Below are 12,452 nucleotides of genomic sequence, written 5' to 3'. Positions count from 1 at the left end.
CCAGTTCGAACCTGCTCAGCGCAGACTGAACGTCGACAGTCGTACGCCCGCGCTCAGCACCAGATACACATCCGTACGGCCCTTCGCGGCCCCGGAGAGCTTCGCCGTCACCGTCTCGTAGGTGTACGGCGACGCCGTGCCGTCGGTCTCGGCCGTACCGGCGAGGGGGCCGGTGGGGGAGCCCAGGCGGACTTCGAGGGTGCCGGACGCGCCCGCCACGTGGGCCGTCAGTTCATCGGCGCCGGAACCGAGTTGGGCGTCCGCGAACTTCAGCCACGCGCCGTCCGCGGAGGCCGACACCGCCGTACCGCGGGCCTTCGACTCGTCGACCAGGCGGATGCCCTCGTAGTCGTCGAAGTTCTCGGCGCGGGTGACGCGGGCCAGGTCGCGGGGCGGGATCGTCTCGCCGCGTACCTGCCAGGACGTACGGGCACGGATGTCGGCGGACGAGGAGCCGACCAGGACGTCGTAGGTGCCGCTCTCCACCGTCCACTTGGAACGGGTGACGTCCCAGTGGGCGAGGTCAGCGGCGCGTACCTTCAGGATGACCGTCCGTGTCTGGCCCGGCTTCAGGGACACCCGGTCGAAGGCCTTCAGCTGCTTCAGCGGCTGTTTGTCGCGGGACGCGCGCTGGTGGGTGTAGAGCTGGACGACCTCGTCGCCGGCGCGGCTGCCCGTGTTGGTGACCTTGACCTCGTAGCCGCCGTCGACCTTCTTCAGGCCGCTGTAGCGGAAGCTCGTGTACGACAGGCCGTACCCGAAGGGGTAGAGCGGCCGGCCCTGGAAGTACTGGTAGGTGCGGTCGGACTTGATGATGTCGTAGTCGAGGATCGACGGGAGGTCGGCGGTCGACTCGTACCAGGTCTGGGTGAGGCGGCCCGCCGGGTTCACGTCGCCGTAGAGGACGTCGGCGAGCGCGTTGCCCGTCTCCTGGCCGGCGTGGGAGGTCCACAGCAGGGCCGGGACGTCCTTCTGGAGGGCGCCGAGGGTGGTGGGGTAGCTGTTCTCGACGATCACGACCGTGTTCGGATTGGCCTGGTGAACCGCCTTGACCAGGGCTTCCTGGGCGGGAGCCAGGGCCATGTCGGTGCGGTCGTGGGCCTCGCGGCCGTTGATCGACGGGTTCGAGCCGACCACCACGACCGCCGTGTCCCTGCCCTTCACGGCGGCCACGGCCTCGTCGATGCCGCTGCGGACGACGTCCTTCGTGTAGTGGGCGGCGGCCTCCTTCGTCACCAGGCCGAGGGTGCCGTCCTCGCCCGTCGGGCCGAGGTAGACCGGGTTCGTCCACCAGGACTCCTCGGTCTCGTAGCCGGCGTACCGCAGCAGGTACGTGCCGTCGGTCTGCTCCTCCAGCTTGAACTGCTGCTGGACGAACCAACCGTTGGGCTGTGTCTGGTCGTTGACGAATCCCGACCAGTTGTAGCCGACGTACTTGCCGTTGGCGGCTGAGCGCAGGGTGACGACGCCGGAGCCCCAGTCGAAGACGTCGAACTGGGTGGCCGTACCCGAGGCCGTGGTCTCCTGCAGCAGCTCGCCGTCCGCGTCCGTCCCCGCCGTGACGTACTTTCCCGTCTCCGCGTTCTTCAGTGCGATCCGGTCCACGCCCTCGCTCTGCGCCACTTGGGAGACGCCGAGCTTCGCCGCGATGCCCTCGGCGGGGGTGACGGCGTAGGGGAGGGTGCCGGAGTACCAGTCGGTGTAGAGGGTGTCGGCGAGGGGGCCGACGACGGCGACGTCCTTGGCGGACTTCTTCAGCGGGAGTGTTCCGGAGTTCTTGAGCAGCACTGCCCCCTCGGCCGCCGCCTTCCGCGCCAGCTGCTGATGCGCGGGACTGTTGATCACCGACGCGTCGATCGAGCCGTACTTCCCGCCGCCCGGGTCGAACTCGCCGAGCCGGACGCGCACGGACAGGATGTGGGACACGGCCTCGTCGACATCCGACTCCTCCAACAGGCCTTGTTCCAGAGCCGAGTTGACCGCCGCGATCGTCACCCCCGAGTTCGCGTCGTTGTCCGTGAAGCTGTCGATGCCGGCCTTCATCGCCGCCGCGTCGCCCTCGGCGAGGGTGGGGTAGTACTGCTGGTCGCCGGGGAGGTTGCCGGGGGCGAAGGCGTCGGTGACGTTCAGGAGGTCCTGCGAGGTCCACTTCCGTACGACGTCGTCCAGGTCCGGATTGACCGTCGCGGGACGGCCGTTGACCAGGTTGTACGAGGACATCACGCCGGTGGCCGCGTCCGCCTCGATCGCCGGCTTGAAGGCCGGCTCGTCGTACTCCTTCTGCACGCGCGGGCGCAGGTCGGAGGAGGTGGTGGTGCGGTGCCACTCGTTGTTGTTGGCCAGGTAGTGCTTCAGGGTCGGGGCCGTCTTGAGGTGGTCCGGGTCGCCGCCCGTCAGGCCCTCGCCGTACGCCGTCGACAGGGCGCCGGTCAGCTCCGGGTCCTCGCTGTAGCCCTCTTCGTTGCGGCCCCAGCGCGGGTCGCGCAGCAGGTTGACCACGGGCGCCCAGAGGTTCAGGCCCCAGCCGGCCGGACGTTCCTGCTGGAAGCCGCGCGCCTCGTCGCCGACCGCCGAGCCGACCTGCTCCATCAGCGCCGGGTCCCAGGCCGAGGCCAGCCCGATCGCCTGCGGGAAGACGGTGGCCTCGCCGAGCCAGGCGACGCCGTGCAGGGCCTCGGTGCCGGTGCGGAAGGACTGGATGCCGAGGCGGGGGATCGCGGCCTGGTACTGGTGGAGGAGGGAGATCTTCTCGTCGAGGGTCAGGCGGTCGAGCAGGTCGTCGACGCGCTTCTCGACGGGGAGGGCCGGGTTGCGGAAGGGGGACACGGGGTCGGCGTGGGCGGGGACGGTGGCGCCGAGGCCGGCGATCAGGGTCAAGGCGAGGATCAGGCTGGATCTGCGTCTCTTGGTGCCTTTCATGTCACGGCTCCTTCAAGTAGGGCCTTGCATGTACAGGTCTTTTTCGTGGTCTTTCTTGTGGTCCTTTGCGGCTCAGGGCACGTTGCGCGGCGCCGTGCTCGCCCGTTCCGTCAGCCGGGGCGGCAGCAGCGTCGCCTCCGGTACGGCCGTGCCGGCCAGCTTCCGCATCAGCAGCTCGACCGCTCGGGTGCCGACCTCGGCGGAGGGCAGGGCGACCGAGGTGACCGGGACGCGGACGGCCTCGGCGAGTTCGTCGGGGCAGATGGCGGTGACGGACAGATCGCCGGGGACGCGCAGGCCGAGCTGCTCGAAGGCGTCGATCAGGGGCTCCAGCAGGGGCTCGTTGTGGACGACGACCCCCGTCAACGCAGGCTGTTCGCGCAGGAGTTGCTCGGCGACCACGCGGGCGGCACCGGGCGCGGCCTCGCAGGGATGGACCGAGGACGACATCCCGCTGCGGTCGGCGGCGGCCGTGAAGCCCTGGACCACGCGCTGGGCGAACGCGGTCTGGCGGACGTACACCTCCGGCGGCGAGCCGACCAGGGCCACCATCCGATGTCCCAGCCTGGCCAGATGCTCCACGCAGGCCTCGCCGGCCGCCTTGAAGTCGAGGTCGATGCAGGTCAGGCCCTCAGAGGAAGAAGGAAAGCCGATCATCACCGACGGCCGCTCCAGCGCCCGCAGCAACGGCAGCCGGGGATCGTCGAGTTGGACGTCCATCACGATCAGCGCGTCGACGAGTGCCGTGTCCGCGACCCGCCGCAGCCCCTCCTCGCCCTCCTCCTGGGTGAGCAGGAGGACGTCGTGGTCGTACCGGCGTGCCGTCGTCACCACCGACACCGCGAACTGCATCACCACCGGGACGTGGATCCCGGCCCGTAAGGGCACGACCAGCGCCAGTACGTTCGACCTGCTGCTGGCCAGCGCCCGGGCGCCCGCGTGCGGCCGGTACCCCAGCTCGCGGATGGCCGCCTCGACCCGCTGCCGGGTCTCCTCGGAGATGGGCCGCTTGCCGCTGAGGGCGTAGGAAACGGTGCTGGGGGAGACCCCGGCGTGCCGCGCCACATCAGTGATCTTCACCATCAGCTCAGCTCCAGCGAGAGAAAGCCCGTGCCCGCCTTCGCCCGTGCCGTCCTCTCCCCGGCCGCCAGACTCCACGGCGCCGACGGATCACTGCACGAGGCCCGCAGCGTGTCCCCTTCCCGTACGACGACGAAGGTCACGTCCCCCACCGGCACCGTCACCTGGGCGCCCCGCTCCAGGCCGTACGCCCGCAGCGTGACCCCGTCGGCGTGGTCGTAGTCGGGCCGGTCGGCCACCGCGCCCACCGGGATCACCGCACCGGGCCGGACCAGCAACGGCACGCTCAGGAAGTCGTGCCGCTCGCGCACCCAGCGTGGGCCGGTCACCGTCTCGCCGGTCACGAAATGGGTCCAGATGCCTTCGGGGACGTAGTACGGGACATCGCCGGAGTCGCTGAACACCGGCGCGACCAGCAGATCAGGGCCGAGCATGTACTGCCGCTCCAGATACGCGCACCCGGGATCGTCCGGGAACTCGAGGACCATCGCCCGCATCATCGGCGTCCCCTCGGTGTGGGCGGCGCGGGCGGCCTCGTACAGATAGGGCATGAGGCTCAGCTTCAGCCGGGTGAAGTGGCGCAGCACGTCCACGGATTCGTCGTCGAACAGCCAGGGCACGCGGTAGGTGGAGCTGCCGTGCAGCCGGCTGTGGGACGACAGCAGCCCGAAGGCCAGCCACCGCTTGAACAACGAAGGCGTCGGCGTCCCCTCGAAGCCGCCGATGTCGTGGCTCCAGAAGCCGAAGCCGGACAGCCCGAGGGACAGCCCGCCGCGCAGCGACTCGGCCATCGACTCGTAGGTCGCCTCGCAGTCGCCGCCCCAGTGCACGGGGAACTTCTGGCTCCCGGCCGTCGCGGACCGCGCGAACACGACGGCCTCCTCCTCACCCCGGTGCTTGCGCAGCACGTCGAAGACCGTGCGGTTGTAGAGGTACGTGTAGTAGTTGTGCATCCGCTCCGGGTCGGAGCCGTCGGACCACCGCACGTCGAGCGGCACCCGCTCGCCGAAGTCGGTCTTGAAGCAGTCCACGCCCTGCGCGAGCAGTGCCTCCAGCTTGGCCGCGTACCAGTCGCGGGCGGCGGGGCTGGTGAAGTCCACGAACGCCATGCCCGGCTGCCAGTGGTCCCACTGCCAGACGCTGCCGTCCTCTTTCCGAAGCAGATGACCCAGCTCCTTGCCCTCGGCGAAGAGGGGCGAGCGCTGGGCTATGTACGGGTTGATCCACACGCAGACCCGGAGACCCCGCTCTTTCAGCCGCGCGAGCATGCCCTCCGGGTCCGGGAACACCCGCGGGTCCCACTCGAAGTCGCACCAGTTGTGCTCGCGCATCCAGAAGCAGTCGAAGTGGAAGACGGAGAGCGGGAGTTCACGCTCCCGCATGCCCTCGATGAAGGACGTCACGGTCTCCTCGTCGTACGACGTCGTGAAGGACGTCGACAGCCACAGCCCGAAGGACCAGGCGGGCGGGAGGGCCGGGCGGCCGGTCAGGGCCGTGTACGTGCGGAGGATGTCCTTCGGGGTCGGGCCGTGGATGACGTAGTACGTCAACTGCTGGGTCTCCGCGCTGAACTGCACCCGGGACACCGCCTCCGAGGCGACCTCGAAGGAGACCTTGCCCGGGTGGTCGACGAAGACGCCGTAGCCGGCGTCGGTGAGGAAGAACGGGACGTTCTTGTAGGCCTGTTCGGTGGTGGTGCCGCCGTCGGCGTTCCAGATGTCGACGACCTGGCCGTTCTTGACGAGGGGGCCGAAGCGTTCGCCGAGGCCGTAGACGGAGGTGCCGACACCGAGGTTGAGCTGTTCGCGCAGGTAGTGCGCCCCGGACGCGTCCCGCATGATGCCCATGCTCTTGGTGCCGCTGGAGGTGAGGACGCGGCCGTTCGCGAGGAAGTCGACGTGCCAGGGGCCGGAGCGGGCGAATCTGACGGACAGGGCGCCGGAGGTGAGGGTCGCGTGCTCGTCGTCGTACTCCGTGTGCGGAGCGAACTCCTCCTTCCCGAGCTCGAATTGAGGCCCGTCCGGCCGCTCGCCCACGAAGTGGGTGAACGTGACGCCGATGACGTCCGGCATCGGGGCGTGCGCGCTGATCGTCATGACCGGTCCCGTCATCAGGTCGCCGCGGGTGCGGATGGGGCGGGACGGCGCGTGGATCTCCAGCGTGCCCTCCGTCGCGGTGACGTCGTGGACCTCGGCCGGGTGGTCCGCGGTGACGCCCTCGCGCAGCAGCCAGTAGCCGTCGGTGAACTTCATGTGGGGGGTTCCTTACTTCACGGCACCCACGGCGATCCCGCGGGTGAGGGTTCGCTGGAAGACGAGGAAGAACACGATCGCGGGGAGGACGCCGAGCAGGGCGGCCGCGTTGGTCATCGTGGCGTCCATCAGGCGCTGGCCCTGGAGGACACCGAGGGCCACCGACACCGTCTGGTTGTCGTTGGAGATCAGCATGACCAGGGGGAGCAGGAACTCGTTCCAGGTCCAGATGAAGAAGAAGACCAGGAGCACGCCGAGGGTGGGGCGGCTGACGGGGACGACGATCCGCCAGAGGACCTGCCACTTGCTCGCGCCGTCGATCCGGGCGGCCTCCAGGATCTCGCGGGGGAACTGGCCGAGGACCGAGGACAGGAGATAGGTGCCGAACGCCGCCTGGACGACCGTGAACACGATGATCACGCTGAGCCTGGTGTCGTAGAGGCCGACCTCCTTGCTCAGGTAGTAGATCGGGTAGACCAGCGCCTCCTGCGGCAGCATGTTCGCGAGGACGAAGAAGGCGAGCACCCAGGTGCGGCCCTTGATACGGCCGATGCCGATCGCGTAGGCGTTCAGCACCGACAGGACGACCGCGAGCACGGCCACTGCCCCGCTGATCAGCACCGAGTTGACCAGCTTCTGCCCGAAGTCGACGCGCTCCCAGAAGTCCCTGATGCCGTCGGTGTAGAAGCCGTCGGGGAGGCTGAGAGGGCCGTTCTGGGCGTACTCCGTGGGGGACTTGAAGGCGTTGATCGTGACGATCAGGAACGGCACGATCATGAAGAGCGCCGCGATGCACAGGGCGATCAGCACCGGGTAGCGACGTAGGGCGGTGGTCATGACTCGGCTCCCTCCTCCGCGCGGGTCTGGAGCTTCAGGCCGACCAGGGACAGCAGCAGGATGATCACGGTGAGCACCGTGGAGATCGCGGCGCCGTAGCCGACCTGCGTCTTCTCGAAGAACGTGGTGAAGGAGAAGTAGGAGGGGACGTTGGTGGCGCCGCCGGGCCCGCCCTTCGTCAGGACGTACACCGCGCCGAACACCTTGAGCGCGGCGATCGAGCACCAGGTCAGGACGACGTAGATCTCCGGGCGGATCTGCGGCAGCGTGATGTGCCAGAAGCGGCGCCACCAGCCGGCGCCGTCCAGCTCGGCCGCCTCGTACAACTGGGGGTCGACGCGCTGCAGGCCCGCCATGAAGATGACCAGCGGGAAGCCGAGCTGGACCCAGACCATCACGCCCATGACGCTGTACAGCGCGAGGTCGGGGTCACCGAGCCAGTCCTGCTGCCAGCTGCTCAGCCCGATCGCCTTCAGCAGGGCGTTGAGCGAGCCGTTGTCCGGCGCGAGGATCCAGCTCCAGACGATGCCGGCGACCGCGATCGGCAGCACCTGGGGGAGGTAGAAGCAGGCCCGCAGGACGGCGGCGATGCGACTGCCGAAGTGCTTGCCGACGTAGTCGAACAGGGCGGCGGCGAGGACGAGTCCGATCACCGTCGGTACGGCGGCCATGGCGACGACCATGAACAGGCTGTGCCGGAACGACGCCCAGAACTCCGAATCGTCCATCAGCTCGCGGTAGTTGGCGAGCCCGGACCACTCCGGGGAGCCCACGCCCTGCCAGTCGGTGAAGCTCACGTAGGTGTTCATCACGAACGGCAGGACGATGATCGCGAGGAAGGCCAGGGCCCCCGGGAGCAGGAACAGGGCGTAGGAGTCACGGGGGCGGCGCGGGGGCCTTGAAGGGTTGCCCTTCCCGACCGCCCGCGCACCCCGTTCGACGGTCACCGTCATTGCTTCGGCGCGCCCTTGTCGTAGGCCTCCTGCAACGAGTCGAGGTAGCCGTCCGGTTGGTCGCTGCCCGTGATCAGCTTCTGGGTCTCGGAGACGAGGACGTCGTAGAAGCCGGGCACCGGCCAGTCGGGGTAGAAGGCCAGGCCGTCGCGCTGGGAAAGGGTGTTGAAGTTGTCGATGAGGGTCTTCGACTTCGGGTCGGTGATGGCGTTCGCGTCCGCCGCGACCGGGACGCCGCCCTTGTTGCCGAGCAGGTTCTGGATCTTCTTCGACATGGTGATGTCGATGAAGTCGTAGGCGAGTTTCTTGTTCTTGGCGTTCTTGGGGACGACCCAGAGGTTGCCGCCGGAGCCGAGGGTGAGATTCGAGTCGGGCCACAGGAAGGTGCCCCAGTCGAACTTCGCCTCGTCCACGAAGCGGCCGTACCACCAGCTGCCGGAGAACAGGATCGGCGCCTTGCCCTGGATGAAGGAGACCCCGGTCTCCTCGGCCTTCACGCTGCTGGACGTCTTGGCGATGTAGCCCTTCTTCACCCAGTCGGCGAAGGTGTCGGCGGCGTACGTCCAGGCCGCGTCGTGGAAGTCGGTCTTGCCCTTGTACAACTCGTAGGAGTCCACCCAGGAGCGGTCGGCCTTGGACAGGGCCAGCTGGTAGAGGTACTGGTGGGCGATGTACTCGGCGCCGCCGTTGGCGAGCGGGGTGACCTTGTTCTGGACGAACTTGTCCATCGCGGCGGTCAGTTCGGCGAACGACTTCGGCTCGGCGATCTTGTACTTCGCGAAGAGGTCCTTGTTGTAGAAGACCATCGTGTACTCGGCGTAGTTGGGCACGCCGTACCACTTGCCGGAGCCCATGACGCCCTCGGCGTCGTACACGCTGGTGGTGCGGACACTCGCGCTGAGCTTCTTGTCCCAGCCGCGCTTGGTGGCTTCCTCGGTGAGGTCGGTGAGGAGCCCCTGCTTGGACAGGAGGCCCGCCGTCGCGTTGCCCTTGTTGTACTCCATGACGTCGGGCGCGTCGGAGGAGTTGAGCACCATCGGGGCGGTCTTCTGGATCTGGTCGAAGCCCTTGGCCTCGAACTCCACCTTCACACCGGGGTGTTTGGCCTTGAACTCCTTGACGGCCTCGTTCCAGGCCTGTCCCATCGCGCTGTTCGGGGCCTCGTAGTGCCACAGCTTCAGCGTCTTTCCGTCTTCGGAGGATCCGCTGTCCGAGTCACCGCAGGAGGCCATGACCAGTGATCCGGCAAGGACCACCGCCGTCGCCACCACACGCCTTCGTACCGTCAACATCCTGTGCCTCCAAGGGAGTCGGATGGGTCTCGGGGCGGCGTCACGCGGTGTTCGTCGAATCGATTCGATGCGTGACGTCGAAGCGCTTCGACGGGGGAAGGTATGTGGCAGCTGTGAGGGCGTCAATGGGGTGCGCGGGAATTGGGGCGGGGGTTCGACGGGTCGGCCGTCCCCGCCGCCGTCGCTGGTAACTGCCGGTGATCTGGCCCTGGTCGTTGATCCCGACGGCGCCGGTCGCGGGGGCGCCGGTCGCGGGGGCGCTGGGGAAGTCGACGGGGGTGAAGGGGCCCCGGATGCCGTCCTTTACCGACCCGCGGCCCGTCGTCCCCACGACGCCCGCGATCCGGGCCCGGTTGCCGATGCCGATGCCGCTGAGCGGACCTGGTGAATCGGCCGGGGAACCGGGCCTCGTGAGGGGAGCGTCGCGACTGCCGTCCGCCGCGGATTGTGCTCACAGTCGTACCGCCCGGACGAGCGCGATCATCAGCGCGCCAGCCGCCGCCGTCACCGGCACCCCGAACCCCGCCGTCGCCGACACGTGCTCCGCGACCCAGCCGCCGACCGCGCTGCCCCCGGCGATGCCGCCGAGCAGGCCCGTCACGGCGAGGGTCATGCCTTCGTTGATACGGCCTTCAGGTGTGCGTTCCTGGACCAGCGTCATCCCCGTGACCATCGTCGGGGCCGTCGCCATGCCGGCGATCAGCAGCGCGCCCGCGAGGACGAGGAGGGACCCGGTCAGGGACGCGGCGAGCAACGGCAGGATCAGCAGGGCGGTCATGGTGGCCACGCACCACGGGTAGCGGTCCTCCGCCGATCCCGCCGGCTTCAGGGCGCCGTAGAACAGTCCGGCGGCGCACGAACCGGCCGCCTGGAGGCCGAGGACGACACCGGCCGCCGACGGGTGTCCCTGTGCGTCCGCGAACGCGATCGTGACGACCTCCATGGAGCCGAACACCGCGCCCATGGCGAGACAGGCGGCGAGCAGCGGGGGCATGCCCGGGGTGCGGAACGGGGCCTTTGTGGAGGCCTGTTCGCGGACCGGCGGTTCCGTCGAGCGTTGCGCGGTGAACAGCAGCATGCCGGTCACGAGCAGCACCGCGCCGACGAGTGTGCCCGCCTCCGGGAACAACACCCCGCACAGCAGGGCCGCGAGCACCGGGCCCAGCATGAAACAGAGCTCGTCCGCGGCCTGTTCGAAGGAGTTCGCCACGTGCAGGGACTCCGGCCGGCCCTTGAGCAGGTGGGCCCAGCGGGCCCGGGACATGCCGCCGATGTTGGGGGTCGTCGCGGTGGCGGCGTACGACGCGAAGAGCGTCCACGCCGGCGCCCCGTACCGCACGCACAGCAGCAGCGACAGCGAGCCGAGGGCCGCAAGTACCGTCGCCGGTACGGCGATTCGGGCCTGGCCGTGCCGGTCGACGAGCCGCGCCGTCCACGGGGCGATCACCGCGGTCGCAGCGAGCCCGGTCGCGGTGACGGCGCCGGCGAGGGCGTACGACCCCCGCGTCCCGGCGATCATGACGACCGCGCTCACGCTGAACATGCCCATGGGCAGGCGGGCCAGCAGATTCCCGATCGTGAAGGCGCGGGCGCCGGGGGTGGAGAGGAGACGGCGGTACGGGCCGGGCGGGCGGTTTCGGGTGCGGGGGCTGAAGTCGACGGCGACGAGCATGTCGCCGGTGGTCGTGAACATCGGTCGGGTCGGTTGCGGCATGCACCCACCGTCGCCCCGAGTCGATCAAGCGGTCCAACACCTTCTCCGTACCGATTCACACACCTGTGTTGTGAATTCCCCTACCGATTCACGCATCCGCGTCGTAAGTTCGCCGGATGCCCGCCCCCGCCCACCTCGACCCCCGCCTCCTGCGCGCCTTCCTGGTCGTCGCCGAGGAGCTGCACTTCACGCGCGCCGCGGCCCGCCTCTACGTCGCCCAGCAGGCGCTCAGCAGGGACGTACGGCGGCTGGAGCGGGAGCTGGGCGCCGAACTGTTCGTCCGGACCACCCGCCAGGTGACGCTGACGGCCGACGGCGAGCGGTTGGTGCCGTACGCGCGCAGTGCGCTGGAGGCGCAGGACGCACTGCTCGCCGCCTTCGGGCAGGCCCGGCCCCTGCTGGTGGACCTGAACTCCCCGGGCCTGGCCACCGGCCGCCGGGTACTGCACCGGGCCCGGGAACTCGCCCCCGAGCAGGAGCTGATGGCCCGCTACGAGAGCGGCCTGACGGGCGCGGCGGCCGAGCTGCTCGCCGGTCGCCTCGACGCGTCCTTCGGGCGGTTCGCCGGACTGGACCCGGCACTCCGGGCGGGCCTCGACCACCAGCCCGTGCGCTACGAACCCATGGCGGTCGTCCTCCCCGAGGACCACCGGCTGGCGTCCCTCCCGGCGGTGCCGCTGGCCGCGCTGGCGGGCGAGACCGTATACGCCGGGGCCGGGAACCAGCGCACGCCGGAGTGGACCGACCTGGCCCGCGGGCTGTTCGAGGGGCGCGGCATCGAGGTCGCACCGCCCGCTCCGCTCGCCGTGGGAGACGAGGAATTCCAGCGGCTCATGGCAAAGACAGGGAACTTTGTCCTCGCCGTGGTGGACTTTCCGGCCATGCCCGGGGCCGTACTGCGTCCCCTGATCGATCCCGTACCGCTGTCACCTGTGTCACTGGTGTGGCGGAAGGGGCTGGTGCACCCGGGTTTCGATGCGCTGCGCCGGGCGGCATTCGAACTCACCGTCGAGGAGGGCTGGCTGCGTCGGCCGGCCGATGGGTGGGTTCCAGCCATAGACGAGCGGACAATGAACATCCACAATTGACACGCGGCAAACACAGCACCCCTGGGTGCGCTACATTCGTGGCCTGAGCACGGTGTGGTAAAGGGGGCGCTCGGACCGGGTGGGGGCTCGGTTCGACGGGCGTGTGCTCGGGGTCGTATGCGCACCCGGAACTGTCCCGTGGGGGGATTGCGTGCGCGTGAAGAAGTGGCGAGAAGACGCCCAACCGGAGTGGCCCGAGGTCGCATCAGTGACCCAGGACATACCGACGACGGGGGGTCATACCCAGGCGTTCCCGGAGGCCGGAGAAACCGGAGTCCCGTACGGGGGCTTCTCCGACGCCGGTGAAACAGAGGTGT

The 12,452-nt window shown here is 69.2% G+C and carries 8 protein-coding genes; 1 reads left to right on the top strand and 7 read right to left on the bottom strand.

Features of this window, described 5'->3' with window-relative positions:
• Positions 1-15: 15 nt before the first annotated feature.
• The 7 genes from IG08_RS0120035 to IG08_RS0120005 all read right to left on the bottom strand — a co-directional run bounded on the left by IG08_RS0120035 (position 16) and on the right by IG08_RS0120005 (position 11,047).
• Positions 16-2,919 (bottom strand): glycoside hydrolase family 3 protein, encoded by a 2,904-nt coding sequence (locus IG08_RS0120035; protein WP_030604044.1) that lies wholly within the window; start codon positions 2,917-2,919, stop codon positions 16-18.
• Between the two features lie 72 nt (positions 2,920-2,991).
• Positions 2,992-4,002 carry a LacI family DNA-binding transcriptional regulator gene (locus IG08_RS0120030; protein ID WP_030604042.1) on the bottom strand — a complete coding sequence of 337 codons (1,011 nt, stop codon included), beginning with the start codon at positions 4,000-4,002 and terminating at the stop codon, positions 2,992-2,994.
• Positions 4,002-6,251: an alpha-xylosidase gene (yicI, locus tag IG08_RS0120025; protein WP_030604038.1), complete on the bottom strand. Its 2,250-nt coding sequence runs from the start codon at positions 6,249-6,251 to the stop codon at positions 4,002-4,004. The genes IG08_RS0120030 and yicI overlap by 1 nt, the downstream gene beginning before the upstream one ends.
• Positions 6,252-6,263: 12 nt before the next feature.
• Positions 6,264-7,088 (bottom strand): carbohydrate ABC transporter permease, encoded by an 825-nt coding sequence (locus IG08_RS0120020; RefSeq protein ID WP_030604036.1) that lies wholly within the window; start codon positions 7,086-7,088, stop codon positions 6,264-6,266.
• Complete coding sequence (locus IG08_RS0120015; protein ID WP_030604033.1) at positions 7,085-8,041, bottom strand: carbohydrate ABC transporter permease; 957 nt, start codon at positions 8,039-8,041, stop codon at positions 7,085-7,087. Before IG08_RS0120015 ends, IG08_RS0120020 begins: the two co-directional genes overlap by 4 nt.
• Positions 8,038-9,333, bottom strand: a complete 1,296-nt coding sequence (locus IG08_RS0120010) for an ABC transporter substrate-binding protein (RefSeq protein ID WP_030604030.1) — start codon at positions 9,331-9,333, stop codon at positions 8,038-8,040. The genes IG08_RS0120015 and IG08_RS0120010 overlap by 4 nt, the downstream gene beginning before the upstream one ends.
• 451 nt (positions 9,334-9,784) lie before the next feature.
• A complete protein-coding gene (locus IG08_RS0120005; protein WP_030604027.1) occupies positions 9,785-11,047 on the bottom strand; it encodes an MFS transporter in 1,263 nt (420 codons plus the stop codon).
• Between the two features lie 116 nt (positions 11,048-11,163).
• Here IG08_RS0120005 and IG08_RS0120000 point away from each other — a divergent pair, with 116 nt between their 5' ends.
• Entirely contained in the window at positions 11,164-12,135 is a 972-nt protein-coding gene (locus IG08_RS0120000; protein ID WP_030604024.1) for a LysR family transcriptional regulator, read from the top strand.
• Positions 12,136-12,452 lie beyond the last annotated feature (317 nt).

Source organism: Streptomyces fulvoviolaceus (assembly GCF_000718165.1).
GTDB classification, from domain to species: Bacteria; Actinomycetota; Actinomycetes; order Streptomycetales; family Streptomycetaceae; genus Streptomyces; species Streptomyces fulvoviolaceus.
This window is presented reverse-complemented; position numbering and strand designations above follow the sequence as displayed.

Excerpts from the sequence above, each read along its gene's own strand:
- IG08_RS0120035 (WP_030604044.1), bottom strand. The coding sequence starts at position 2,919 with ATGAAAGGCACCAAGAGACGCAGATCCAGCCTGATCCTCGCCTTGACC.
- IG08_RS0120000 (WP_030604024.1), top strand. The coding sequence starts at position 11,164 with ATGCCCGCCCCCGCCCACCTCGACCCCCGCCTCCTGCGCGCCTTCCTG.
- IG08_RS0120015 (WP_030604033.1), bottom strand. The coding sequence starts at position 8,041 with ATGACGGTGACCGTCGAACGGGGTGCGCGGGCGGTCGGGAAGGGCAAC.
- yicI (WP_030604038.1), bottom strand. The coding sequence starts at position 6,251 with ATGAAGTTCACCGACGGCTACTGGCTGCTGCGCGAGGGCGTCACCGCG.
- IG08_RS0120010 (WP_030604030.1), bottom strand. The coding sequence starts at position 9,333 with ATGTTGACGGTACGAAGGCGTGTGGTGGCGACGGCGGTGGTCCTTGCC.
- IG08_RS0120020 (WP_030604036.1), bottom strand. The coding sequence starts at position 7,088 with ATGACCACCGCCCTACGTCGCTACCCGGTGCTGATCGCCCTGTGCATC.
- IG08_RS0120005 (WP_030604027.1), bottom strand. The coding sequence starts at position 11,047 with ATGCCGCAACCGACCCGACCGATGTTCACGACCACCGGCGACATGCTC.
- IG08_RS0120030 (WP_030604042.1), bottom strand. The coding sequence starts at position 4,002 with ATGGTGAAGATCACTGATGTGGCGCGGCACGCCGGGGTCTCCCCCAGC.